General features: G+C 61.2%; 25 protein-coding genes. 9 read left to right on the top strand and 16 right to left on the bottom strand.

The genetic code is table 11. The features are described from left to right. Positions 1-73: 73 nt before the first annotated feature. The 5 genes from fkpB to murJ form a co-directional block, all read right to left on the bottom strand. Positions 74-526 (bottom strand): FKBP-type peptidyl-prolyl cis-trans isomerase, encoded by a 453-nt coding sequence (gene fkpB / locus KCG88_RS30095; protein ID WP_011063547.1) that lies wholly within the window; start codon positions 524-526, stop codon positions 74-76. Beyond that, the gene (lspA, locus tag KCG88_RS30090; protein WP_011063548.1) at positions 519-1,031 is read right to left on the bottom strand and encodes a signal peptidase II; all 513 of its coding nucleotides are present in this window, start codon (positions 1,029-1,031) and stop codon (positions 519-521) included. Before lspA ends, fkpB begins: the two co-directional genes overlap by 8 nt. Then, complete coding sequence (ileS, locus tag KCG88_RS30085) at positions 1,024-3,855, bottom strand: isoleucine--tRNA ligase (protein ID WP_047289312.1); 2,832 nt, start codon at positions 3,853-3,855, stop codon at positions 1,024-1,026. Before ileS ends, lspA begins: the two co-directional genes overlap by 8 nt. Positions 3,856-3,868: 13 nt before the next feature. Beyond that, on the bottom strand, positions 3,869-4,813 hold the full coding sequence (ribF, locus tag KCG88_RS30080) for a bifunctional riboflavin kinase/FAD synthetase (RefSeq protein ID WP_210713708.1): 945 nt from the start codon (positions 4,811-4,813) through the stop codon (positions 3,869-3,871). 128 nt (positions 4,814-4,941) lie between these two features. Next, on the bottom strand, positions 4,942-6,480 hold the full coding sequence (murJ, locus tag KCG88_RS30075; protein WP_047289479.1) for a murein biosynthesis integral membrane protein MurJ: 1,539 nt from the start codon (positions 6,478-6,480) through the stop codon (positions 4,942-4,944). A gap of 252 nt (positions 6,481-6,732) precedes the next feature. Between murJ and rpsT the strand changes: the two genes are divergently transcribed. After that, positions 6,733-7,011 (top strand): 30S ribosomal protein S20, encoded by a 279-nt coding sequence (gene rpsT / locus KCG88_RS30070; RefSeq protein ID WP_007924739.1) that lies wholly within the window; start codon positions 6,733-6,735, stop codon positions 7,009-7,011. Between the two features lie 116 nt (positions 7,012-7,127). Here rpsT and KCG88_RS30065 read toward each other — a convergent pair whose 3' ends face one another. The 5 genes from KCG88_RS30065 to rplU all read right to left on the bottom strand — a co-directional run bounded on the left by KCG88_RS30065 (position 7,128) and on the right by rplU (position 10,937). Further along, positions 7,128-7,589 carry a CreA family protein gene (locus KCG88_RS30065; RefSeq protein ID WP_011063552.1) on the bottom strand — a complete coding sequence of 154 codons (462 nt, stop codon included), beginning with the start codon at positions 7,587-7,589 and terminating at the stop codon, positions 7,128-7,130. 19 nt (positions 7,590-7,608) lie between these two features. Then, positions 7,609-8,727, bottom strand: coding sequence for a glutamate 5-kinase (gene proB / locus KCG88_RS30060; RefSeq protein ID WP_047289314.1), 1,119 nt, complete (start codon positions 8,725-8,727; stop codon positions 7,609-7,611). Between the two features lie 186 nt (positions 8,728-8,913). Further along, positions 8,914-10,137, bottom strand: a complete 1,224-nt coding sequence (gene cgtA, locus KCG88_RS30055; RefSeq protein ID WP_011063554.1) for an Obg family GTPase CgtA — start codon at positions 10,135-10,137, stop codon at positions 8,914-8,916. A gap of 195 nt (positions 10,138-10,332) precedes the next feature. Then, positions 10,333-10,590 (bottom strand): 50S ribosomal protein L27, encoded by a 258-nt coding sequence (gene rpmA / locus KCG88_RS30050; RefSeq protein ID WP_003228360.1) that lies wholly within the window; start codon positions 10,588-10,590, stop codon positions 10,333-10,335. Between the two features lie 35 nt (positions 10,591-10,625). After that, a complete protein-coding gene (gene rplU / locus KCG88_RS30045; RefSeq protein WP_003228361.1) occupies positions 10,626-10,937 on the bottom strand; it encodes a 50S ribosomal protein L21 in 312 nt (103 codons plus the stop codon). 377 nt (positions 10,938-11,314) lie between these two features. Between rplU and KCG88_RS30040 the strand changes: the two genes are divergently transcribed. The 3 genes from KCG88_RS30040 (at position 11,315) to KCG88_RS30030 (ending at position 13,221) form a co-directional block, all read left to right on the top strand. Next, complete coding sequence (locus KCG88_RS30040) at positions 11,315-12,283, top strand: polyprenyl synthetase family protein (RefSeq protein WP_047289316.1); 969 nt, start codon at positions 11,315-11,317, stop codon at positions 12,281-12,283. A 122-nt stretch (positions 12,284-12,405) separates the two neighbouring features. After that, positions 12,406-12,747 carry a zinc ribbon domain-containing protein YjdM gene (locus KCG88_RS30035; RefSeq protein ID WP_011063557.1) on the top strand — a complete coding sequence of 114 codons (342 nt, stop codon included), beginning with the start codon at positions 12,406-12,408 and terminating at the stop codon, positions 12,745-12,747. A 204-nt stretch (positions 12,748-12,951) separates the two neighbouring features. Further along, positions 12,952-13,221 carry a hypothetical protein gene (locus tag KCG88_RS30030; RefSeq protein WP_015637094.1) on the top strand — a complete coding sequence of 90 codons (270 nt, stop codon included), beginning with the start codon at positions 12,952-12,954 and terminating at the stop codon, positions 13,219-13,221. 90 nt (positions 13,222-13,311) lie between these two features. On the opposite strand, the gene KCG88_RS30025 is transcribed toward KCG88_RS30030, so the two are convergent. The 3 genes from KCG88_RS30025 to KCG88_RS30015 all read right to left on the bottom strand — a co-directional run bounded on the left by KCG88_RS30025 (position 13,312) and on the right by KCG88_RS30015 (position 14,985). Continuing rightward, positions 13,312-13,929: an FKBP-type peptidyl-prolyl cis-trans isomerase gene (locus tag KCG88_RS30025; RefSeq protein WP_007924751.1), complete on the bottom strand. Its 618-nt coding sequence runs from the start codon at positions 13,927-13,929 to the stop codon at positions 13,312-13,314. Between the two features lie 127 nt (positions 13,930-14,056). Continuing rightward, complete coding sequence (locus KCG88_RS30020; protein ID WP_011063559.1) at positions 14,057-14,362, bottom strand: DUF6482 family protein; 306 nt, start codon at positions 14,360-14,362, stop codon at positions 14,057-14,059. Positions 14,363-14,496: 134 nt separating this feature from the next. Further along, positions 14,497-14,985 (bottom strand): TIGR00645 family protein, encoded by a 489-nt coding sequence (locus KCG88_RS30015; protein ID WP_015637095.1) that lies wholly within the window; start codon positions 14,983-14,985, stop codon positions 14,497-14,499. A 162-nt stretch (positions 14,986-15,147) separates the two neighbouring features. Between KCG88_RS30015 and KCG88_RS30010 the strand changes: the two genes are divergently transcribed. Next, on the top strand, positions 15,148-16,974 hold the full coding sequence (locus KCG88_RS30010) for a hypothetical protein (RefSeq protein WP_210713707.1): 1,827 nt from the start codon (positions 15,148-15,150) through the stop codon (positions 16,972-16,974). Between the two features lie 3 nt (positions 16,975-16,977). Here KCG88_RS30010 and KCG88_RS30005 read toward each other — a convergent pair whose 3' ends face one another. Together KCG88_RS30005 and KCG88_RS30000 are read right to left on the bottom strand one after the other, a co-directional pair. Beyond that, positions 16,978-17,319: a hypothetical protein gene (locus tag KCG88_RS30005; protein ID WP_047289320.1), complete on the bottom strand. Its 342-nt coding sequence runs from the start codon at positions 17,317-17,319 to the stop codon at positions 16,978-16,980. A gap of 213 nt (positions 17,320-17,532) precedes the next feature. Further along, positions 17,533-19,971, bottom strand: a complete 2,439-nt coding sequence (locus KCG88_RS30000; RefSeq protein WP_015637098.1) for an AAA family ATPase — start codon at positions 19,969-19,971, stop codon at positions 17,533-17,535. Positions 19,972-20,247: 276 nt separating this feature from the next. Here KCG88_RS30000 and KCG88_RS29995 point away from each other — a divergent pair, with 276 nt between their 5' ends. The 4 genes from KCG88_RS29995 to KCG88_RS29980 all read left to right on the top strand — a co-directional run bounded on the left by KCG88_RS29995 (position 20,248) and on the right by KCG88_RS29980 (position 23,704). Further along, a complete protein-coding gene (locus KCG88_RS29995; protein WP_047289324.1) occupies positions 20,248-20,736 on the top strand; it encodes a DUF3015 domain-containing protein in 489 nt (162 codons plus the stop codon). A gap of 92 nt (positions 20,737-20,828) precedes the next feature. Further along, positions 20,829-22,682 carry a DUF4105 domain-containing protein gene (locus KCG88_RS29990; RefSeq protein WP_047289326.1) on the top strand — a complete coding sequence of 618 codons (1,854 nt, stop codon included), beginning with the start codon at positions 20,829-20,831 and terminating at the stop codon, positions 22,680-22,682. A gap of 99 nt (positions 22,683-22,781) precedes the next feature. Further along, entirely contained in the window at positions 22,782-23,138 is a 357-nt protein-coding gene (locus KCG88_RS29985) for a hypothetical protein (protein ID WP_047289328.1), read from the top strand. A gap of 71 nt (positions 23,139-23,209) precedes the next feature. After that, positions 23,210-23,704 (top strand): GreA/GreB family elongation factor, encoded by a 495-nt coding sequence (locus tag KCG88_RS29980; protein ID WP_047337852.1) that lies wholly within the window; start codon positions 23,210-23,212, stop codon positions 23,702-23,704. Positions 23,705-23,710: 6 nt separating this feature from the next. Here the strand turns inward: KCG88_RS29980 and gdhA are convergent, their stop codons facing one another. Beyond that, positions 23,711-25,048: an NADP-specific glutamate dehydrogenase gene (gene gdhA, locus KCG88_RS29975; RefSeq protein ID WP_041119950.1), complete on the bottom strand. Its 1,338-nt coding sequence runs from the start codon at positions 25,046-25,048 to the stop codon at positions 23,711-23,713. Between the last annotated feature and the right edge of the window lie 6 nt (positions 25,049-25,054).

The raw sequence follows: 25,054 nt of genomic DNA, 5'->3' as shown, positions 1-25,054 counted from the left end.
TTAGATCGTTGTAGACAGCGGATCGCCGGCAGCCGGCTCCTGGATAATAGAAGACGGCATGCCGGCGATGCTTTTAAAGCGCTTTGACGTCGATGATTTCAACGTCGAAGGTCAAGGTCTTGCCGGCCAGCGGGTGGTTGAAATCGATGGTCACCTGCGCGTCATCGAAAGTTTTGACCACACCTGGCAACTCGGTGTTCGCCGCATCGTTGAAGATCACCAGCAAGCCTTCCGAAAGCTCCATGTCCTGGAACTGCGAACGCGGGATGACCTGCACGTTCTGCGGGTTGGGCTGGCCGAAGGCGTTTTCCGGTTCGATGGTCAGGTTGCGCTTGTCGCCGGCCTTGAAGCCGAACAGCGCCGCTTCGAACCCTGGCAGCAGGTTGCCATCGCCGACCTTGAAGGTCGCCGGGGCCTTGTCGAACGTGCTGTCTACGGTGTCGCCGTTCTCCAGGCGCAATGCGAAATGCAAAGTGACTTCCGTGTTCTGACCGATGCGTTGTTCAGTCAATACCTGTTCAGTCATGAACGGCTTCTCCGGTTTTCTTGCTCTTGAACATATCCAGGGCCAGCATCACCGCGCCAACGGTAATAGCACTGTCGGCGAAGTTGAATGCCGGGAAGTACCAGCGGTTCTGCCAGTGCACCAGGATGAAATCGATCACATGGCCCAGGGCGATGCGGTCGTACAGGTTACCCAGGGCCCCGCCCAGCACCAGCGCCAGAGCGATGGCCAGCCAGGTTTCATTGCGCCCCAGACGCTTGAGCCAGACCACCAGCACCGCACTGACCGCAATCGCGATCAGGGCGAACAGCCAGCGCTGCCAGCCGGAGCCGTCGGCGAGGAAGCTGAAGGCGGCGCCGGTGTTGTAGGCCAGGGTCCAGCTGAAGTAATCCGGGATCACCACGATCTGCTGGTACATGCTCAGCGAACTTTCGAAGTGCAGCTTGCTGACCTGGTCGATGACCAGGACCAGCACGCTCAACCACAGCCAGCCCAGACGGCCGAAACGGCCTGCGGCGTTAGGCATAGTGACGGACCTCGCCTTCTCCGCTGATGTTATCTACGCAACGACCGCAGATTTCCGGGTGCTCAGGGTGCACGCCGACATCTTCACGGCAGTGCCAGCAACGGGCGCACTTGGGGAAGGCCGACTTGACGACTTTGAGCTTGAGGCCCGGTACGTCGGTGGCCACGGCGTCCGCTGGCGCCTGGGCAAACGGGGCCAGGCTGGCGGTCGAGGTGATCAGCACGAAACGCAGTTCGTTGCTCAGCTTGGCCAGGTCAGCGGCCAGGTTATCCTCGGCAAACAGGGTGACTTCGGCTTGCAGGTTGCCACCGACGGCCTTGGCCGCGCGCTGAACTTCCAGTTCCTTGTTCACCGCAACCTTGACGGCCATCACGCCTTCCCAGTACTCGCGGCCCAGTTCGAAGTCAGCGGGCAATTCGGTCAGGCCTTCGTACCAGGTGTTGAGCATCACGGATTCGTTACGCTCGCCCGGCAGGTATTCCCACAGCTCATCGGCGGTGAAGGCCAGGATCGGCGCGATCCAGCGCACCAGCGCTTCGGAGATGTGGTACAGCGCGGTCTGCGCCGAGCGGCGCGCCTTGCTGTTGGCGCCGGTGGTGTACTGGCGGTCCTTGATGATGTCGAGGTAGAAGCCGCCCAACTCCTGCACGCAGAAGTTGTGCACCTTGGAGTAGACGTTCCAGAAGCGGTATTCACCGTAGTGCAGCTCCAGCTCGCGCTGCAGCAACAAGGTACGGTCCACGGCCCAACGGTCCAGGGCCAGCATGTCTTCGGCCGGCAGCAGGTCGGTGGCCGGGTTGAAGCCGCTCAGGTTGGAAAGCAGGAAACGCGCAGTGTTGCGGATCCGCCGGTAGGCGTCGGCGCTACGCTGCAGAATCTGGTCGGAAACCGCCATCTCGCCGGAGTAGTCGGTGGCCGAGACCCACAGGCGCATGATGTCGGCACCCAGGGTGTCGTTGACTTTCTGCGGCGCGATCACGTTGCCCAGGGACTTGGACATCTTGCGGCCGTTCTCGTCCACGGTGAAGCCGTGGGTCAACAGTTCGCGGTACGGCGCGTGGTTGTCGATGGCGCAACCGGTGAGCAGGGACGAGTGGAACCAGCCGCGGTGCTGGTCGGAGCCCTCCAGGTACAGGTCGGCCCGCGGACCGCTTTCATGGCCCACGGGGTGCGAACCACGCAGCACGTGCCAGTGAGTGGTACCGGAGTCGAACCAGACGTCCAGGGTGTCGCTGATCTTGTCGTACTGGGCGGCTTCGTCGCCCAGCAGCTCGGCGGCGTCCATCTTGAACCAGGCCTCGATGCCTTCCTGCTCGACGCGCTGGGCCACTTCTTCCATCAGCTCGACAGTGCGTGGGTGCAGGTCGCCGCTTTCCTTGTGCAGGAAGAACGGGATCGGTACACCCCAGTTGCGCTGGCGGGAGATGCACCAGTCCGGGCGGTTGGCGATCATCGAGTGCAGGCGTGCCTGGCCCCAGGCCGGTACGAACTGGGTGTCTTCGATGGCTTGCAGGGCGCGTTGGCGCAGGGTGTCGCCGGCTTCCGGTTGCTTGTCCATGCCGACGAACCATTGCGCGGTGGCGCGATAGATCAGCGGGGTCTTGTGGCGCCAGCAGTGCATGTAGCTGTGGCTGATGGTTTCGGTGTGCAACAGCGCACCGACTTCGCTCAGCTTGTCGACGATGGCCGGGTTGGCCTTCCAGATGAACTGGCCGCCGAAGAACTCCAGCGATGTCGCGTAGACACCGTTGCTCTGCACCGGGTTGAGGATGTCGTCGTTGACCATGCCATAACGCTTGCAGGTCACGAAGTCGTCTTCACCATAGGCCGGGGCCGAGTGAACCACGCCAGTGCCAGCACCCAGCTCCACGTACTCGGCCAGGTACACCGGCGACAGACGATCATAGAACGGATGACGGAAGTTGATCAGTTCCAGGGCCGAACCTGGCGCGGTGGCAATCACCGAGCCTTCCAGGTTGTAGCGGGCAAGGCAGGATTCCACCAGCTCTTCGGCCAGCACCAGCAGGCGTTCGCCGGTGTCGACCAGGGCGTAGTTGAACTCAGGGTGTACGTTCAGCGCCTGGTTGGCCGGGATGGTCCAGGGGGTAGTGGTCCAGATCACGATGGCAGCAGGCTTGGCCAGCTTGGCCAGGCCGAAGGCACCGGCCAGCTTGGCTTCGTCGGCGACCGGGAAGGCCACGTCGATGGTCGCGGACTTCTTGTCCTGATACTCGACTTCTGCTTCAGCCAGGGCCGAGCCACAGTCGAAGCACCAGTTCACCGGCTTCAGGCCCTTGAACACGAAGCCGCCCTTGACCATTTCCGCCAGGGCACGGATCTCGCCGGCCTCGTTGGCGAAGTTCATGGTCTTGTAGGGGTTGGCCCAGTCGCCCAGCACACCCAGGCGGATGAACTCGGCCTTCTGCCCTTCGATCTGCTCGGAAGCGTAGGCGCGGCACAGCTCGCGGGTCTGGTCCGAGGACAGGTTCTTGCCGTGGGTCACTTCGACCTTGTGCTCGATCGGCAGACCGTGGCAGTCCCAGCCAGGAACGTAAGGCGCGTCGAAACCCGCCAGGGTTTTCGAGCGGATGATCATGTCCTTGAGAATCTTGTTGACCGCATGACCGATGTGAATCGAGCCGTTGGCATAGGGAGGACCGTCGTGCAGTACGAACTTGGGACGATCCTTGCCAATCTCGCGCAACTTTCCGTACAGGCCAATGCTGTCCCAACGCTGCAGAATCTGTGGTTCGCGCTGAGGCAGGCCGGCCTTCATTGGGAAGGCGGTGTCCGGAAGGTTTAACGTGGCTTTATAGTCGGTCATTTAAGGCTCTTCATTAGCGATTGGCGCTATGGATACGTGCCACTTGGGCACGGGCGGCGGCAACATCCGCATTGATCGCCGTCTTCAACGCCTCCAGGGAGGCGAAACGCTGCTCTTCACGCAGCTTGTGGTGGAAAACCACCGTCAAACGCCGGTCATACAGATCGCCGGCAAAATCTAAAAGATGTACTTCCAGGTGGGCCTTGCCATCACCTGCAACCGTGGGCCGCACGCCGATATTGGCGACGCCGGGCCAGGTCTTGCCATCGAGCTCGACACTCACCAGGTACACCCCGGAAAGCGGCACGCGACGGCGCTTCAACTGCACATTGGCAGTGGGCGTACCCAACTGGCGCGCCAGTTTCTGGCCGTGCAGCACCCGCCCGGCAATCCGGTACGGGCGACCCAGCAGGCGCTCGGCCAGATCGAAATCGGCGGCGGCCAAGGCATTGCGGACCTGGGTACTGCTCACCCGCAGGCCGTCGAGCTCGACGGTCTGAGCCGCCTCGACGGTAAAGCCGTGGGTGGCTCCGGCGTGCTGCAGGAAGTCAAAATCACCGACCCGGTCGCAACCGAAGCGGAAGTCATCCCCCACTTCCAGGTGCTGTACACCCAGGCCATCCACCAGGATTCGCTCGACGAACTCGCTGGCGCTGAGTTTGCTCAGGCGCTGGTTGAAGGCCAGGCACAGCACCCGATCGACACCGGCGTCAGCCAGCAACTGCAGCTTGTCCCGCAGGCGGGCCAGGCGCGCTGGAGCCGTCTCGGGGGCAAAGAATTCCCGCGGCTGGGGCTCGAAAATCACCACGCAGCTGGGCACGCCCAACTCGATCGCACGTTCGCGCAGCCGGCCCAGGATAGCCTGGTGACCACGGTGAACACCGTCAAAGTTGCCAATAGTGGCGACGCAGCCCCGATGCTGGGGGCGCAGATTGTGGAGGCCTCGAACCAGCTGCATAACGCGCTTCTTGCTCATAAAGTGGTCGATTATAACCACACCCGGCGGCCGACGACAGGCAGCACCGCACCCAATGTGGTTGATCCGACAAAACCGATGCCTGCCCTGCCCTGGCGACTAAACAGCCGTCAGTTCAAGGCCTTGCGATTGAAGTCGCGCAAACGGAAGCCCAGCAGCGCCAGCATGCCGAAATAGGCCACCACCCCGGCCACCACCAGCACACCCAGGCGCAGGAACCGCTGGAGCATGTGGCCTTGATCCCAGGCCGGCATGAAATGCATCAGGCCCAGCAGCACCGCGGACATGACCGCTACCGCCAACAGCAACTTGAAGGTGAACCGCCCCCACCCCGGCAGCGGCTGGAACATCTGCTGCTTGCGCAACTGGTAGAACAGCAACCCGGCGTTGATACAGGCCCCGGCGCTGATGGCCAGGGCCAGACCCGCGTGTTTCAGGGGGCCGATAAAGGCCAGGTTGAGCAGTTGGGTGACAATCAGCGTAAAGATGGCGATTTTCACCGGTGTACGAATGTTCTGCTGCGCATAGAAGCCCGGCGCCAGCACCTTGATCACGATGATCCCCAGCAAACCCACGGCATAAGCCACCAGCGCACGCTGGGTCATGGACGCATCGAAGGCACTGAACTCCCCGTATTGGAACAGTGACACGGTCAGCGGCTCGGCGAGGATCCCCAGGGCCAGGGAGCACGGCAGCACCAGGATGAAACACAGGCGCAGGCCCCAATCGAGAATCCGCGAATACTCGTGGCGGTCCTTGCTGGCGTAGGTCTTGGCCAGGGTCGGCAGAAGAATGGTGCCCAGCGCCACCCCCAGCACACCGGACGGCAGCTCCATCAGGCGGTCGGCGTAATACATCCACGACACCGAACCGGCCACCAGGAAAGAGGCGAAGATGGTGTTGATGATCAACGAAATCTGGCTCACCGAGACCCCGAGAATCGCCGGCAGCATCTGCTTCATCACCCGCCAGACCCCGGTATCCCGCAGGTTCAGGCGTGGCAGCACCAGCATGCCGATCTTCTTCAGGTGCGGCAGCTGATACAGCAACTGCGCCAGGCCACCAGCCAGCACCGCCCAGCCCAGAGCCATCACTGGCGGATCGAAGTACGGCGTGAGAAACACCGCAAAAATGATCATGCTGACGTTGAGCAGGGTCGGCACGAAGGCCGGCACCGAGAAACGATTCCAGGTATTGAGGATTGCCCCGGCCAGAGACGACAGCGAGATCAGCAATATATAAGGAAAGGTCACCCGCAACAGGTCAGAGGTCAGGGCGAACTTTTCCGGAGAGTCGACGAACCCCGGTGCCGTGGCCCAGATCACCCAGGGCGCGGCGATGATGCCCAAAGCCGTCACCAGCGCCAGGACCAGGGTCAGCAGGCCCGAGACATAGGCAATGAAGGTACGGGTCGCCTCTTCCCCCTGCTGGCTCTTGTACTCCGCCAGGATCGGCACGAACGCCTGGGAGAACGCTCCTTCGGCAAAGATGCGCCGCAGCAGGTTGGGCAGCTTGAAGGCAATGAAGAAGGCATCGGTGGCCATCCCGGCACCGAAAGTGCGCGCGATGATGGTGTCACGCACAAACCCCAGTACCCGGGAAAGCATCGTGATAGAGCTGACGGCGGCCAACGACTTGAGCAGGTTCATGAAAAGGTTTTGCGCCTTGTAGATAAACAGCAGGCGAAAAGACACCCACTTATGCGATACTCCGCGCCGCAACAGCACAGAGCCAAAGCTCGCGAGTTTACAGGTCAAGCGCCGGAAATAAATATCCCGCCTCTTCAGATCGACCACTCAGCGGAACGCATCACCTGCCCTTGACAAGACTTCAACTCATCGGCATGATTCGCGGCCTATTTTGTTTGCTATTTCCCAAAAAGTCTTTCGAGGAGCTCGACGGTGGCCAACTCACCTTCCGCCAAAAAACGTGCAAAACAGGCTGAGAAGCGTCGCAGCCACAACGCCAGCCTGCGTTCCATGGTTCGTACCTACATCAAGAATGTAGTTAAAGCCATCGACGCAAAAGACGCTGAAAAAGCGCAAGCTGCTTATGTTCTGGCCGTGCCAGTTATCGACCGCATGGCCGATAAAGGCATCATCCACAAGAACAAGGCTGCTCGCCATAAAGGTCGTCTGAATGGCCACATCAAGGCTCTGAACCTTGCTGCTGCAGCCTAAGCGACACGCTTGTTAAAAAACCGACCCAAGGGTCGGTTTTTTATTGCCCGCGATTTACCCACCCGGCAAACCAGCCCCGCCTTCAACAGAGGGCCAGCATGCCAGGAGAAACTCCGTTACGGGTGCGGCCAGGGCAGGATCGGGATAGCCGTCACCGCATTCTGCGGACTGCCCTCGATCAGGCGATCGCTGTAGACCAGGTACACCAGGGTATTGCGCTTCTTATCCAGGAAACGCACCACCTGCATGGTCTTGAATACCAGCGAGGTGCGCTCCTTGAATACCTCGTCGCCATCCTTGAGCTCACCCTTGAACGCAATAGGCCCCACCTGACGACAGGCAATGGAGGCCTCCGCACGATCTTCCGCCAGGCCCAGCCCACCCTTGAGCCCACCCGTCTTGGCTCGCGACAGATAGCACGTCACCCCATCGACCTTGGGATCATCGAACGCCTCGACCACGATCCGGTCATTCGGCCCCACAAACTTGAACACCGTGGACACCTGGCCAATCTCCTCGGCCGAAGCCATGAACGGCATCGCCAAGAGCAAGCCCAACAATCCTTTTGCTACGCGCATACGCTTTTCCTTACGCCACTTACACCAGAATCAGGTTATCGCGGTGTACCAGTTCAGGCTCCGCCATATACCCCAGGACACCGACAATAGCGTCGGACGGCTGGCCAATGATCTTCTGCGCCTCAAGCGCACTGTAGTTGGCCAGACCACGGGCAATCTCACGACCATCCGGCGCTACGCACACCACCATCTCACCACGCCGGAACCCACCCTGGACCTGCTTGACCCCAACCGGCAACAAGCTCTTGTTACCCTGGGACAGAGCCGACACCGCCCCCTCATCCAGCACCAGAGTGCCGCGGGTCTGCAGATGCCCGGCCAGCCACTGCTTGCGCGCCGCCAGCATGCCGCGCTCCGGCGACAGCAAGGTGCCGATGCGCTCGCCAGCCTTGAGGCGGTCCAGCACGCGCTCCAGGCGCCCACCAACAATGATCGTATGCGCCCCGGAACGCGCCGCCAGCCGCGCCGCACGCAACTTGGTCTGCATACCGCCACGCCCCAGCGCACCACCCGTACCACCGGCCACCGCATCCAGCGCCGGGTCGTCGGCCCGCGCCTCATAGATCAGCTGAGCATCAGGATTGTTACGCGGGTCGGCATCGAACATGCCATCACGGTCGGTAAGAATCACCAGCAGATCAGCCTCAACCAGGTTGGCTACCAGCGCCGCCAGGGTATCGTTGTCGCCAAAGCGGATCTCGTCGGTCACCACGGTGTCGTTCTCGTTGATCACTGGGATCACCTTGAGCTCCACCAGGGCACGCAAGGTACTGCGAGCATTGAGGTAGCGCTTGCGATCGGAGAGGTCGTCATGGGTCAGGAGAATCTGCGCAGTATGCCGGCCATGCTCGGCAAAGCTCGACTCCCAGGCCTGCACCAACCCCATCTGGCCGATGGCCGCAGCGGCCTGCAACTCATGCATCGCACTCGGTCGTGCGGTCCAGCCCAGGCGACTCATGCCGGCCGCCACAGCACCGGAGGAAACCAGCACCAGCTCGACGCCAGCCTCATGCAAGGCCACCATCTGCTCAACCCACACACCCATTGCCGCGCGATCCAGCCCCTTGCCATCCGCTGTCAGCAGCGCGCTGCCGATCTTAACGACCCAGCGCTGCGCACCTGTCACCTTGCTCCGCATCTTATTCAACCTTTGCCAGCGAGCGACGCGACCGAGCGCCACTCATGGGGTTATTCGTATTTGTATCCTGCAGACACCAAAACGCCGCTCAAATGAGCGGCGCCTTGGAAGCTGGCTTGGCAGCGATGATAACACCGCACCCTGCCAGATAAACCGTCTTCGCGGGGCAAGCCCGCTCCTGCCGAATCAGTCGCGGACGTAAATGATTTCCGGACCATCTTCATCGTCAACGTCTTCTTCGTCCCAGTCATCATCACCGATGTCATGGACACTCTTCACGCCACTGCGGCGCAGAGCACGCTGATCGTCGAGGGCTTGCAACTGGGCGCGCGCCTCGTCTTCAATGCGCTGATCCAGCTCAGCCAACTCGTCGGCATAGGCAGGGTCAGCTGCCAGGCGATCGGCACGATCCTCCAGGTAACGCATGATGTCGCGACTCAAGCGCTCGGTACCATCCTTGGAGATGGCCGAGATCACGTATACCGGACCGGTCCACTCCAGGCGATCAACGATTTCCTTGACCCGCTCTTCGCGCTCTTCCTCGAGGATCTGATCGGACTTGTTCAACACCAGCCAGCGCTCGCGCTCGGCCAGGGACGGGCTGAACTTCATCAACTCATTGACAATCACCTCTGCCGCATCCGCCGGGCTGCTTTCATCCAGCGGCGCCATGTCCACAAGGTGCAGCAGGATGCGCGTACGCGCCAGGTGCTTAAGGAAGCGAATCCCCAGGCCGGCACCATCGGAAGCCCCCTCGATCAGACCCGGAATGTCGGCGATCACGAAGCTCTTCCAGCGATCGACGCTGACCACACCCAGGTTCGGCACCAGGGTGGTGAACGGGTAATCGGCCACCTTCGGCTTGGCCGCAGACACCGAGCGGATAAAGGTACTTTTGCCGGCATTCGGCAAGCCCAGCAGGCCCACGTCCGCCAACACCTTAAGCTCCAGCTTCAGATCACGCTGCTCACCCGGCTTGCCCGGAGTGGTCTGGCGCGGAGCACGGTTGGTACTGGACTTGAAGCGGGTGTTGCCCAGGCCGTGCCAACCGCCCTGCACCACCATCAACCGCTGGCCAGCCTTGGTCAGGTCGCCAATGACTTCCTGGGTGCCAGCATCGATGATCGTGGTACCGACCGGAACCCGCAGCTCCAGATCCTCACCCTTCTTGCCGGTGCAGTCGGTGCTGCCACCATTGGAACCGCGCTCGGCATCGAAGTGCCGGGTGTAGCGGTAGTCCACCAGGGTATTGAGGTTTTCGTCGGCGACCATGTAGATCGAGCCGCCATCACCGCCATCACCACCGTTGGGACCACCGTTCTCGATGAACTTTTCCCGACGGAAACTCATGCAACCATTGCCGCCGTCGCCAGCCTTTACTCGAATCGATACTTCATCAACAAACTTCATGTTCAAACGCCTCTCGCCACATGGGCGAGCTGAAAAGCACTAAGACATAAGACTCTTGCAAAAATGAGCGCAGCGACCTCAATCAACGACCGAAACATCCAACGCTGGCAGCTCGTACAAACAGTTTTGCAAGAGACTCATCCCACAAACGAAAAAGCCCCGTCGCGAGACAGGGCTTTTCCAGCGATCGCGCAATTAAGCTGCGACGACGCTCACGTAACGACGACCGAAGGCGCCTTTTACTTCAAACTTGATCACGCCTTCGATTTTAGCGAACAGGGTGTGATCTTTACCCATGCCAACGCCGTAGCCAGCGTGGAATTGGGTGCCGCGCTGACGCACGATGATGTTGCCGGCCTTGATGACCTGGCCGCCATACATCTTCACGCCAAGGCGTTTGGCTTCTGAGTCGCGACCGTTACGGGTACTACCACCAGCTTTTTTGTGTGCCATGAGTTCAATTCTCCTAGTGAGGAATTAGGCTGAAATTAAGCCTGAATACCGGTGATTTTGATCTCGGTGAACCACTGGCGGTGGCCCATACGCTTCATGTGGTGCTTACGGCGACGGAACTTGATGATGCGGACTTTATCGTGACGACCTTGGGAGATCACTTCAGCCTTGACGGTTGCGCCAGCAACAACAGGTGCGCCGATGTTCACGTCGTCGCCATTGGCGACCAACAGAACGCGGTCAAAAGTCACGGATTCGCCAGTAGCGACTTCCAGTTTTTCGATCTTCAGGTATTCACCTTCAGCGACCTTGTATTGCTTACCGCCGGTAACGATTACTGCGTACATGGTATTTCTCCGATAATCCTGCTCACCCAGCTCTTTATAAGAAGAGGTATTGGCTGGCATGGCTGCATGGGGCTGGAACGGCCCAAGTGCAATTGCGTAAGGCAGGTGCTGCCCAGGAAGTTCAGGGTGCGCGATTGTACGCAAGGCTCAATGGCCTTGCAAGTGCCGCTCAGACCGCGGCGGACAACGCTACCGGCCTCGTCGCCGAGGGCCTGCCCCCTGAAACCAGAGTTTAATGACAGCACGCGACCATACCCCAGTGTTTTACCCTGACAAATTACAGCCCGTCGAGGCTTTTGCCGTGCGGGACCGCGCCTTGACACCCGCGGACGTGGGTCCTAGCATGCCGCGCAACCCTTCTGGAGCACCTGTCGCTGATGCAACCCCAAGCTTTCTACCGCGCGGTGGCGGACGATTTTAGCGCCGTCGACGGCATCATCAAGAAACAGCTGACCTCCCGAGTTCCGCTGGTTTCCAAAATCGGCGATTACATCACCTCGGCCGGAGGCAAGCGCCTGCGTCCTTTATTGGTGCTGCTGTGCGGCAAGGCCCTGGGCCGCGAAGGCGACGACCTGCGCCTGCTGGCCGCCACCATCGAATTCCTGCACACCGCCACTCTGCTGCATGACGACGTGGTCGACATGTCCGGCATGCGCCGTGGCCGCTCAACCGCCAACGCCATGTGGGGCAACGCTCCCAGCGTACTGGTGGGCGACTTCCTGTACTCGCGCTCGTTCGAAATGATGGTCGAGCTGGGCTCTATGCCGGTCATGCGCATCCTGTCCCAGGCCACGCGGATCATCGCCGAAGGCGAGGTCCTGCAGCTGTCCAAGGTGCGTGACGCCAGCACCACCGAAGAAACCTACATGGAAGTCATCCGCGGCAAGACCGCCATGCTCTTCGAGGCCTCGACCCACAGCGCCGCCGCGCTGGCCGGCGCCACCGAGGAACAGGCCGAGGCCCTGCGCACCTTTGGCGACCATCTGGGCGTGGCCTTCCAACTGGTGGACGACCTGCTGGACTACCGCGGCGATGCCGAGACCCTGGGCAAGAACGTCGGTGACGATCTGGCAGAAGGCAAGCCGACGCTGCCGCTGATCTACACCATGCGTGAAGGCACCCCGGAGCAGGCAGCCCTGGTTCGCCAGGCGATCCAAAAAGGCGGCATCGAAGATCTGGAAAGCATCCGTGCCGCCGTCGAGGCCTCGGGCTCCCTGGACTACACCGCACAACTGGCCCGCGATTACGTCGCGCGCGCCATCACCTGCCTGCAAGCCCTGCCACCGAGCGAGTACCGCGATGCCCTGGTGGAACTGAGCGAATTCGCCGTCGCCCGCACCCACTAAACAGCCCCGGCTCCTGCCCATCACAGGAGCCGGCTCGTTGCCCTGCCCCCCTTCATCCCCTCTCGCCCACAAAACCCTATACAATGTGCGCTTTTTAGCCATCCTGACTTTGAGGAGCTTAAGTGAGCACTTTGCCACCCTGCCCAAAATGCAATTCCGAATACACCTACGAGGACGGCACCCAGCTGATCTGCCCTGAGTGCGCCCACGAGTGGTCCGCCAGCGGTGAAGCCGAAGCCGTATCCGATGAAGCCGTGAAGAAAGATTCGGTGGGCAACGTGCTGCAAGACGGCGACACCATTACCGTGATCAAGGACCTCAAGGTCAAGGGCACCTCGCTGGTGGTCAAGGTCGGCACCAAGGTCAAGAACATCCGCCTGTGCGATGGCGACCACGACATCGACTGCAAGATCGACGGTATCGGCCCGATGAAACTCAAGTCCGAGTTCGTCCGCAAGGTCTGAATCCGCCCCCTCTCGCGCCCGCCGCGAGAGGGTTTCCCCTACGCCCCTCCCCGCCCGGTCAACCCGCAACCTTGCTAGCAAAAAGCCAGTCGATTTGATCGAAAACAATTTCTGCACAGAAAAAAGCAGAAACCGCCAATAGGCACTTGCTATTCATTGAATAAGAATTATTCTCATTGAACCCCATTCAAGGAGATGACGACCATGACTTATTTGATTGATGCCTGGCTGGACCGCCCACACCCTTACCTGCGAATCCTGCATCGGGAAACCGGGGAAGTCTGTGCGGTACTGGAAGAAGAAGCCCTGAACGAGCTGCAGGACCAGGGGGATCTGGACCTGAACGGCCTGAGCTCCAGCGAACCGCTGGTACTCAAGGAATTGGTGCGCAACCTGTTTTTGTTCTGCTACGCCAGAGCCTTGCGGCCGACCGGCACCGATGGTCAAAGCCTGAGCGCAAAAATCCGTCTATGAAACCTAAGCCGATCAAGGGGCAAGCTTGCCGGCGATGAGCAGACCGCGAGTGCGCAGCCTTCATCGCCAGCAAGCTGGCTCCTACAGGGGTTACAGAACGTCCAGCAGCTCGACGTCGAACACCAGGACGCTGTGCGGCGGGATGCTGCCCACGCCTTGTGCGCCGTAAGCCAGTTCGCTCGGCACGTACAGACGCCATTTGCTACCGGCGTTCATCAGTTGCAGCGCTTCGGTCCAGCCAGCGATCACGCCGCCAACCGGGAATTCGGCAGGCTGGCCGCGCTCGTAGGAGCTGTCGAACACAGTGCCGTCGATCAGGGTGCCGTGGTAGTGAGTGCGAACGCTGTCTTCACGGGATGGCTTGGCGCCTTCGCCCTGGGTCAGCACTTCGAACTGCAGGCCGGAAGCCAGGGTGGTGATGCCTTCACGCTTGGCGTTTTCCGCCAGGAATGCCAGGCCCGCACCGGCAGCCGCTTCGGCCTTGGCAGCGGCTTCAGCCTGCATGATTTCGCGGATGACTTTGAAGCTGGCAGACATTTCTTCCTGACCCACACGGCTAGGCTTACCGGCGAAAGCGTCGGTCAGACCGGCCAGGATTGCGTCCAGGCTCACACCCGGTGGCGGGTTGTCACGCAGTTGGTCGCCCAGCTGGCGGCCAATGCCGTAGCTGACGCGGGTTTCGTCGGTGGACAGATTTACTTCGGACATGACACTGCTCCGCTGTGCGGACGGCTCGGGAAAGGCCGTGGAAACACAGCACCCTCCGGAGCGCCCGGAACCAAAAGGGCGAGCAGACTAGCACAGAAGTCCGGCGACAATCAGCGCAACCCCGGCGCTACCAGCCGGAGTGCAGGGTGATCGGCACCTTGAGGCTTTCCTCGGCGCTGGCGGACAACCCGCACATCTCGTCATGCACCGAGGTGTGGATCAGGTTGAATGGCAGCTTGGGAAACGACTGCAGCACTTCACGGGCATGCTCCACCGAACGCAGATGAAACATCTGCCCATGAGCATCGCTCAACGGGTATGCGGCCCCGTGCATGCGCGCCTCAAGCAGGTAGATTCCGCCTTCCAGCGAAATCAGGTTCAACTCATCGACTTTTCCAGCAATAGCGTAGGCATTCATTTCCTGCAGGTTCATGAGCGCACCTCGTGCAATTGAAAGCCATGACCCCTACAGGGATATGCCCCGCCCGGAAAAAGCACAAGCCACAAACAACGCCGCCCGTCCGTTTCGCAACGGCCGGGCGGCAGGTGTCCGCTGGGCTGGGGCGGTCAGTGCTTGGTCAGCTTGTCCAGGTACCCCATGGCAAACGCCGAGATCACGAAGGTCATGTGGATCACCACGTACCACAACAGGTACTCGGTGGGGGTGTTCTTGGCGTCCATGAACACCCGCAGCAGGTGGATCGAGGAGATCGCGACGATGGACGCCGCCACTTTCATCTTCAGCGACGAAGAATCCATCTTGCCCAGCCAGCTGAGCTTTTCCTTGTCCTCATCGATGTCCAGCTGCGACACGAAATTTTCGTAGCCGGAAATCATCACCATCACCAGCAGGCCACCCACCAGCGCCATGTCGATCAGCGACAGCAGCACCAGGATCAGGTCGGACTCGGCCATGGAGAACACATTGGGGATAACGTGGAAGACTTCCTGGAAAAACTTCAATGCCAGTGCCAGCAGGCCCAGGGACAGTCCGAAGTAGATCGGCGCCAGCAGCCAGCGTGAGGCATACATTGCATTTTCGATAAAACGTTCCATTGAATCTCGTACCCGGTGTAAAAACGGCGGCGAGTATATCAGCGCGCCAAAAGCCCATAAACCACAGACAATCCCCTGCCCCACGGGTTTTTCCAAACGTTTTTTCTGCTAGTGTCGAAGCCATTGCTACCGCCCACCGACACTGGACAGGAAGACTGGAAAATGGATTTGCGATTGCCTTTGGCCAGCTTCGGCCTTGGTCTGGCGCTGCTGATCAGCGGCGGCTGTTCACCCAGCGACGAAAAGAAGCAGGCCAGCCTCGAAGAGAGAACCGCACAGTTTGAAAAGTCCCTGGACGCCATCCAGGACCCCAAGCTCAAGGACGCCATCGCCGACCTCGGCGGCTCACTGCTGCTGCTCGAGCGTGCGCAGATCAAGCTCGACAGCAAGCCGATCGAAACCGAATACGGTGACGACAGCCTGGCCCTGCTCAAGCACTACCCCACGGCCCAGGCGCTGGTGGACACCTACATCAATGGCCTGTTCGTGCTACGCAAGCCCTCAAGCTCGGACTACCTGATCGACCTGCAGCCGGTGTTCCCGTTCAGCTTCAACATGCCTGCTCAGTTCCCCTTTCCCCATGGCCTGGAGTGGCAGTCCGTTACCCTGAGCAACAAGAAAGTCATCCCCTTTCAACCTGAGTGGTCGGAAACCGACCCCGGGATTCAGCTCAGCCCGTCCAGTTCCAACCTGACCAACCCGGATGACCTGACCGTGACCTATCCCTTCATCGAGGGCCTGGAAGTGGAAAACAAGAACCAGCCCCAGCCGATCTCGCTGCAGGGCAAGCTGGAAGTGATAGCTCCCAGCCGTACCCTGACCTTCGAACTGACCCGGGCCGACATCGGCAAGCCACGCCAGGACGGCAACATCAGCCTGACCTTGCTGGCGCTGGATAAGAATGTCGCCGAAATCGAGCTGAGCAATAACGCCCCCCTGCCTGAGGAAGCCGACGACGCCTCCCTCAACCCTTTGCTGGCGCAGGCTCGGGATAGCAGCGGGCAAATCCTCTCCCGGTCGGGCTCGATCAATGAGAGCGCCCAGCAGGTTGCCTTTTACCGCCAGCAACTGGCCGAGATGCAAAAGCAGAAGAGCTGGAGCGAGGCCTTCGAGAAGCAACTGGAGGATGAGCAGAAAGCCTTCGAGCAGCAGCACACCCAGCATTACGCCAAGGTGTATTTCAACGGCCAGATCGACAAGCTGGAGGTTGCCGTACTCGACTTCGCTCAGGCCAGCGTGACCCGCAAGGACCTCGACCTGGCGGTACACCGCTTCGATCGGCTCACCACCGACAAGAACATCCAGCCTCTGCCGATGCCGGTGGTGGTCTACGACGATCAGGCCGCCAGCTACCTCAAGGGCGCGGAGCTTGATGAGGACTCATTGAAAAAGTCCGTGACCATCAGCCAGTCAGTGGAAGATGCCAGTGCGGCACGCATTGAGTTCAGCCATCCGCGGACCTTCAACGACGAACTGCTGGGTTCTGAGTTCAATGCCGGCGACACCCCGCTGACCTTCTTCACTCAGAACGACAAGGGCCAGCGTGGCGAGCCGATCGAACTGCCGGACGAGGCCTTTGAAATAGACCCCATGCGTGGCGTCATCACCTATGACCTGAACCTGTTCCCGGAAACCCCGGCCTATGCCGTCGGCTCGATCCCGCTGTTTCTCGCCAATATCGAGAAAAAGACCCTCAGTGCCCAGCAACTGCCCAAGGGCCTGGAGCTCAAGGGCAATACCCTGATAGTCGACCAGAAGCTCTTTCCCGCGGATGCCTGGCGCTTCTACGCCAAGGACGACAGTGGCCAGTACCTGAAGGAAATCCTAACCGTCAGCCACGGAGCCCCGAACAACGGGCCCGCGCTGTTCGACGTGCATTACTTCTACGGCCAGCCCAGCCAACTGGAAAGCTACCAGCGCAGCGAACTCAATGCCGTCGAATACGGCTTCGAGGTCAAGCTCGACAAAGCCGAGCCGACACCACCCTAGCCATCAGTGTTCGGGGCGGAACTGGAAATCCCCGGCGTGACGCCCCCGCTCACCGTTGATCTGCCGCAGTTGGGCCTGCAGATGCAGGCACCATATCTGTGGGTCGTCGGCCAGTTGATAACCGTGGGTGGTCAGGCTTTCGACGATCGAATCGAGGATCGATTCGGCCACTACAGGTCCGCAGAACGGCCCCTGGGACTTGATCGCCGAAGGTTGTTCACCGGCCATTCCGGCGGCGAAGAGAAGGGTCCACATACCGTTGTCACCCGCCAAAGGGCGAACAATGCATTCGATACGAGTGACCAGGCCAAGGCATTGGCGAGTGAGGCAAAGGTTGCGCGACATGGCGGCGACCCTCGGTAGATCCACTATTCAGCCTTCAACGCAAGGCTGTTTCGATCCAGCGACGACTGTCGTTCTCCTTGCCCTGAGAATAGAAGAAAAGCCTGATAAACAAAGTTGACCGATCCAACAGGCGCCGAATGGTCTATTTTGAAAAATTGGCGCCAGCGGCCTGGCGCCGATGGCGAGGGAGCACACCCTCGCCATCGAACAGCATCACGCCGGCTTGGTATCGGCCAAGGCCTCCTGGGCCTGTTCCTTCTCGGCCTCCTTCAGGTCGTCTTCGCTGATCATCTCGGCAATCACCCGCAGCCGCTCCACCACACGCGCATTGACGCTGCCCTCGGGGAACTGCCCTTCGGCATCCGGCTCGCCAGCCGGCTCGCCCACCAGAAGGCTCAGGGCCTCATCGGCCTGGCGCACCGCATACACATGGAACTGCCCGGCTCGCACCGCCTGCAAGACCTTTTCGTCGAGCATCAGTGTGGCGACGTTGGCCTGGGGAATGATCGCCCCCTGCTCCCCGGTCAGGCCACGGGCCTCGCACAAACGGAAGAAACCTTCGATCTTCTCGTTGACCCCGCCGACCGCCTGCACCTCACCGAACTGGTTGATCGAGCCGGTAATGGCGAAGCACTGCTTGAGCGGGGTTTTGGAGAGCGCCGAAATCAGCGTGCAGGCCTCGCCCAGCGAAGCACTGTCACCGTCCACATAGCCATAGGACTGCTCCAGGGCGATGCTCGCGGAAATCGCCAGGGGGAACTCCTGGGCGTAACGGCTGCCCAGGTAACCCGTGAGGATCATTACCCCCTTGGAGTGGATCGGCTGGCCGAGGTTGACCTCGCGCTCGATGTCGACGATACCGCTGCCGCCGGGGTAGACCGTGGCCGAGATCCGCGCCGGCACGCCAAAGGCCGAGTCCCCGACCTCCAGCACCGTCAGGCCGTTGCACTTGCCTACCGCGGCACCATCGGTGTCGATGAGGATGATGCCCGCCAGCATGTCGTCGAGAATCCGCGCCGACACCCGCCCGGTACGTGTGGCCTTGGCCTTCAGCGCGCGCTCGATATGCCCGGCGTCGGTCATTTCATCCGAGGCCAGGTGCCGGATGAAATCAGCTTCGCTGACCAGTTGGAACAGATCACCGATACGCGCCGACAAGCGCCCCTGATGCTCCGCCAGGCGTGCACTGTAGGTGGCCAGCCGCGCCACGGCGTCGGCGGTCAGTGGCGCCATGCCCTCTTCCGAGGTGCGGGTTTTCAGCAACTGGGCGAACTGCTCCAGGCTTTCGTCCACCATCGGGATGTCTTCGTCAAAATCCACCAGTACCCGGAACATCTCCTGGAAGTCCGGATCCAGGTCCTGCAGCGTGTAATACAACTGGCGGGCCCCAATGATGATGACCTTGACCTGTAACGGAATCACCTGCGGCGTCAGGGTCACCGTGGCCAGGCGGCCCATCTCGCCCAGCGGCGACTCCATCTTCAGCTTGCGCGATTGCAGGGCGCGCTTGAGCGCGTCCCAGACAAAGGGTTCGCTGAGCATCTTCTCGGCTTCCAGAATCAGGAAACCGCCATTGGCCCGGTGCAAGGCGCCAGGGCGCAACTGCCGGTAGGTGGTGTAGAGCGCACCCTGGTCGGTGCTGTACTCGATGCGCCCGAACAGGTTGTCGTAGGTCGGATGGGGCTCGAATACCACCGGGGCACCACCGCTGGCCGGGTGACCGACCACCAGGCTCGGGCAGTACTGTTCCTCCAGCAGCTTGCGCGCCACGGCGTCGGTCTTGCTGTCGTCCACCAGTTGTTCGACCACGGTCTTCAACAGATAGACCTGCATGGCCTGCAGGTAGCCGCAGACCGCGGCGTTTTCCGCGTACTTCTCGGACAGCGGCGCGAGCAAGGGCTGCAGGGCCAGGGTGATGGTTTCCTCATTGAGCTGGCGCAGCTGGTTGCTCGACTCGCGCTTCCATTGCGGCAGGCTCGCCAGTTCTTCGTTGAGGCGTTCCTCCAGGGCAGAAATGTCCTCGTGGAAGCGTTCGCGATCGGCCTCGGGCAACTGGGCGAACTCAGCCTCGTCCAGGGCCTTGCCTTCGAACATCGGGGTAAAGGCGATGTTGCTGCTGTCGCGGTACAGCGCCACGTCCTTTTCCAGGGCCAGGCGCTCGATCACATCCAGGGCGCGGTCATAGCGCTGGTTGAAGGCGCGGTCGATGGCGCTCTTCTTCTGCTGGTACGAAGGGTGCTCGAAGACCGCCGGAAAGGTGGCCAGCAGGTTATCGATCAGGCCGTTGATGTCGCTGATGAAACTGCCCGCGGCACCCGCTGGCAGCTCCAGTGCCCGGGGCTCCCGGGGCTCATCGAAGTTGTTGACGTAGACCCAGTCCGACGGGGTCTGCAGGCGCTTGCCTTCGGCCTTCAGATAGCGTTTGACGAAAGAGAAGCGGCCGGTGCCCGGCTCGCCCATGACAAAGACGTTGTAACCGGGGCGCGGCATGGCCACGCCAAACTGCAAGGCTTCGACCGCACGCTCCTGGCCTAGCACACCGCGGAAGGGCTCCAGATCATTGGTGGTGGAGAAGCTGAACTGTTCAGCAGAGAAAGGACGGGTCAGCGCTTCAGGCGCAAGACGCAGGCTGGCAGCAACAGGATCAGGCATCGGGCTTCCTTACATCAGGCGGGGCAGATGGCGGCATTCTGGCGCCGGGTGTGCCCGGCTGGCAAGGCGCGCCTCAGGGGAAAGCATAGACAAGCCGCAGGCCACGACCGACACCAAGTAAAACCAGCTGTTTCAGGTATTGTTTTGTAAAAAAATACGGAACCTGAGGAACCTGCCTAAACTCCAAACTGCGCGGCTGGATAGATAACCGGCCCACTGGCGCCCACACGGGCCAGTCTCCCTGTCCATTGGTATGCACACAAAGAGAACAACGCTATGAAACGGATTCTTCTCGGTACTCTTTTCACCGCTGTATCCCTCAACGCCATGGCCCAGGCGCCAGGCGGCCCGGATTGCGGCTGGGGCAACATGCTGTTCGAAGGCCAGCGCGGCACTCCGGCGCACTTCCTCGCATCCACCACTAACGGCACCTCAGGCAACGCCACTTTCGGCATGACCTCCGGTACCAACGGCTGCTCGACCAATGCCGCGCTAACCTACGGCGGCAAGTCCTGGTTCGCCATGAACGGCATGATGAACGAGCTCTCCGAAGACATGGCCAAGGGTCAAGGCGAAGCCCTGACCACCTACGCCGTAGTACTCGGTGTAGCCCCTGAGGATCGCGCGCACTTTGCCGCGGTCACCCACGAACACTTCCAACAGATCTTCAGCAAGGCTGACGTGACCGCGGAAGATGTGCACACCAATACCCTGGCCGTGTTGAAAAACGACGCGCGCCTGGCCAAGTACGCAACCCCAGCTTAAGCTCGCCCTACCCGCTCCTCGCGAGGAGCGGGTTTTATTGTCCGGACCTTGCCCACCTTGGGTCTTTGTATTTCCGACTTAAGTTGCCCAACATGCTCAAACGCCTTGCCTACCTGGCGCTCTGTGTCTGCGCCCCGTTGTATGCCGCGCCTCACATCGACCCTCAACGTTTGCAGCAACTGGCCAATGACCCCTTCTGGATATCCATAGGCCATTACGAAGCTGCCAAGCTCGGCGGCTGGCGCAGTTATGTCAGCGACCCGAAATTCTTCCTCGCTGCCGACGGTGCACATCATCCCGACGCTGAGCTGGCCGCGACCCTGAAGGCCCTCTACGCCCCCGCCGATACGGGTGACCAGCATGCCCAGTGCGTCTACCCGTCCCGCACCCGCTGGCTCAAGACGCAACTGGGCCTGAACGACTTGCCCGCGGTGGAATGCGCTGAATTCAAGCAATGGTTCAAGGATGTCTCACCCCATAGCACGGTGATGATCTTTCCCGCGGCCTACCTGAACAGCCCCTCGTCGATGTTCGGCCACACCCTGCTGCGCATCGATCAGGCGGACGTACAGAGCAACAACACCGCGCTGCTCAGCTACGCAATCAACTTCGGGGCCTATATCGAGGGCTCGGACAACAGCATTCTCTACGCCTGGAAAGGCCTGATGGGCGGCTACCCGGGGCTGTTCGCTCTGGTGCCCTACCAGGAGAAGCTCTCGGAATACCGCAGCCTGGAAAACCGCGACCTGTGGGAGTACCGCCTGAACCTGACCCAGGCCGAAACCGAACGCATGGTGGAGCATGTCTGGGAACTCAAGCAGATCAAGTTCGACTACTTCTTCTTCGATGAAAACTGCTCCTACCGGCTCCTGGAACTGCTGCAAGTGGCGCGCCCCAGCCTGCGCCTGACCGAACAGTTCCCGCTGACGGCTATCCCTACCGATACGGTCAAGGCGGTCAAGGACGCCGGGCTGGTGGAACGCATCGACTACCGCCCGTCCCGGGAGCGGGAGCTGCTGAGCCGCGCCCAGCCCCTGGACCCGGAAGAACAGCAATGGGTGCTCAAGGTCAGCGCTGACCAGAAGCAATTGCAGGCCCCCGAGCTGAAGGCTCTGCCACGGGATCGCCAGGCCTTGATCGTGGATGCCGCCTACCGTCTTGAACGCTACCGGGCCAACGGCCTGGAGCGAGATGCGCAGCGCTCGCAACGCAGCTTCGAACTGCTGCGGGCAATCAACCAGAACCCGGCGCCAGAGCTGCAGATCCAACGCCCCGGCCTGCCGGAAGACGGCCACCAGTCGCGCACCTGGCAGCTGGGAGTCGGCACCCGGGACGACAAGGCCTTCGCCGAGTACGGCCTGCGCATGGCCTATCACGACCTCAACGACAACGCCGAAGGCTTCCCCCTGGGGGCGCAGATCGAGATCCTGCAGATGAAGCTGCGCCAATACGAGGGCAACCACTGGCAGTTGCAACAGTTGGACCTGGCGACCATCCGCTCCCTGACCCCACGCAACGAGCTTTTGCAACCCTGGTCCTGGCAGGTCACCGGCGGCCTGGAGCGAGTGCCGGGCAAACACGACGACGAGACCCTGGTCAGCCACGTCAACGGCGGGGCCGGCGGCACCTGGCAGTTGGGCGAGGACACCCTGGGCTTTGTCCTGGGTACCGTGCGGGTCGAGCACAACGCTGACTTCGCCGGCTTCATCGCCCCGGCAGCGGGCTTCAACTCCGGGCTGCTGTGGAAGAACCCGCTGGGCAACTTCAGCCTTGAGGCCAAGGGCGACTACTTCACCAATGGCGAGGTACGCCGCAGCCTGAGCCTCAACCAGCAGTGGGAGCTGTCGCGCAACCTGGGCCTGCGCCTGAGCGCACAGCGGGAGTTCAGCCAACTGGCGACTCCGGTCAACGAGGTCATGCTCGAACTCAAGTGGTATCACTATTAAGAGCAGCCGCAAGCTTCAAGCTGTTAGCGACAAGGTTTTCACGCCTCGCCGACAATCGCCCTTCTAGACTTCACTCAAGTGAAGCCGGGGAGTTTGTGGATGTGGCGTTATGCTTGGGCGGTGCTGGCACTGGCCCTGATCGGTGGTTGTGAGTCGAACCACGAGTATTTGCTCAAGCAAGGCTATCCGCCGGCCTTTGTCGACGGGTTCGACGCGGGCTGCATCAGTGGACGCCAGGCGGCAGGTTCCATGAGCGGAGAGTTCCGCAAGGACGTGCCGCGCTACCTCAAGGACCCGCAATACGCCGAAGGCTGGGACGACGGTTTCCGCCAATGCCAGGCGATGCTGGAGAATCAGGACCGCAACGACTATAGAACGCGGCATTGGGATGAGCGGGAACGGGCCTGGCAACAGGAAAAGGATCGCGACGCTGCCCGGGCCTATCGCTCGCAATAGGTCGCTTTCAGGCAACTGCCCGGCTTAAAAGCCTGCGACCATGGTCCAGCCCTGCACTCTAGGAGCACATCATGAGCCGCGCTTTCGTCAATGAAGATCAGGCCGCAGCCCAAGCCGAGCAACCGGTGGAGCGCCAGATCAGCGACCAACCCAACTACGTCACGCCCCAGGGCTTTGCCGAACTGCAGGCCAAAGTCGCCCTGCTGCACAGCCAGCACAGTGAGCAGCATGATCGGGGGGATGCCGCGGACCAGCAGCGAATGGCCGAGCTTGAGCGCGACCTGCGTTATTTCACCCAGCGCCTGCACAGCGCCCAAGTGGTGACGATGGCCACTTCAACCGACAAGGTGCAGATCGGCAGCCGCGTGACCTTCGCCGATGAACAGGATCGTCAGCAAAGTGTGCAATTGGTGGGGGAGGATCAAGCGGATGCAGCCAAGGGGCTGATCAACTGGGCCTCGCCCCTGGGTCGTGCCCTGCTGGGGGCACAACCCGGTGACGAGGTTCTTTGGCAACGGCCGGCGGGCAATCAGTTGATCGAAATCATCCGCATCGAACCGGCCTGAAACGGTTCAGACCACGCCCTGGGCCAGCATGGCATCGGCGACCTTGACGAAGCCGGCGATGTTCGCACCCTTCACGTAGTTGATCCGGCCATTCTCTTCGCCATAGTGCACGCAAGCGTGGTGGATCGACTGCATGATGTTGTGCAGCTTGCTGTCCACTTCACCGGCGGTCCACAGCAGGCGCATGGCGTTCTGCGACATTTCCAGGCCACTGACCGCCACGCCACCGGCGTTGGACGCCTTGCCCGGGGCGAAGAGGATGCCCGCGTCGATAAAGATATCCACAGCCTCCAGAGTAGTCGGCATGTTGGCACCTTCGGCGACACAGGTGCAGCCGTTGCGCAGCAGGGTGCGGGCCGCCTCGGCGTCCAGTTCATTCTGCGTGGCGCAGGGCAAGGCGATATCGCACGGCAGGTCCCAGGGAGTCTTGCCGGCGCGGAACTCCAGGCCGAACTGGCTGGCCAGCTCGCTGATACGCCCACGCTGCACGTTCTTGAGTTCCAGTACCGCCAGCCACTGCTCTTCGCTCAAGCCCGACTCGCAATACAGGGTGCCTTCGGAATCGGACAGGGAAATCACCTTGCCCCCCAGGTCCATGACCTTGCGCGCCGCATACTGGGCCACGTTGCCGGAGCCGGAGATCGCCACGCGCTTGCCTTCGACCCGATCACCGCGGCGCTTGAGCATTTCCTCGGCGAAGTACACGCAGCCAAAGCCCGTGGCCTCGGGGCGGATCAGGCTGCCGCCATAGCTGATGCCCTTGCCGGTCAGCACCGACGTGAACTGGTTGCTCAAGCGTTTGTACTGGCCAAAGAGGAAACCGATTTCCCGGGCACCCACGCCGATGTCACCAGCCGGGACGTCAACGTCGGCACCGATATGCCGGTACAGCTCGCTCATGAAGGCCTGGCAGAAGCGCATCACCTCGGCGTCGCTCTTGCCCTTGGGGTTGAAGTCCGAACCGCCCTTGCCGCCGCCCATGGGCAGGGAGGTCAGGGAGTTCTTGAAGGTCTGCTCGAAGGCGAGGAATTTCAGCACGCCCATGTTGACCGAGGGATGAAAGCGCAGGCCGCCCTTGTACGGGCCGATGGCGCTGTTCATCTGGATGCGGAAGCCGCGGTTGACCCGGACCTTGCCCTGATCGTCGACCCACGACACGCGAAACACCACCGCGCGTTCCGGCTCGCAGATCCGCTCGAGAATACCGGAACTCAGGTAGTGCGGATTGGCTTCGAGAAACGGCCAGAGGCTGCGCAGGACCTCTTCCACCGCCTGATGGAATTCAGGCTGGTCCGGGTCGCGTTTTTTCAGGCGGGCAAGGAAGTCTTCGACGGATTCGATCATGAGAAG

This window comes from Pseudomonas sp. MWU349 (genome assembly GCF_017947325.1).
Taxonomy (GTDB): domain Bacteria; phylum Pseudomonadota; class Gammaproteobacteria; order Pseudomonadales; family Pseudomonadaceae; genus Aquipseudomonas; species Aquipseudomonas protegens.
The sequence above is the reverse complement of the archived record's forward strand: the minus strand, read 5'-3'. Positions and strand labels throughout refer to the sequence as shown.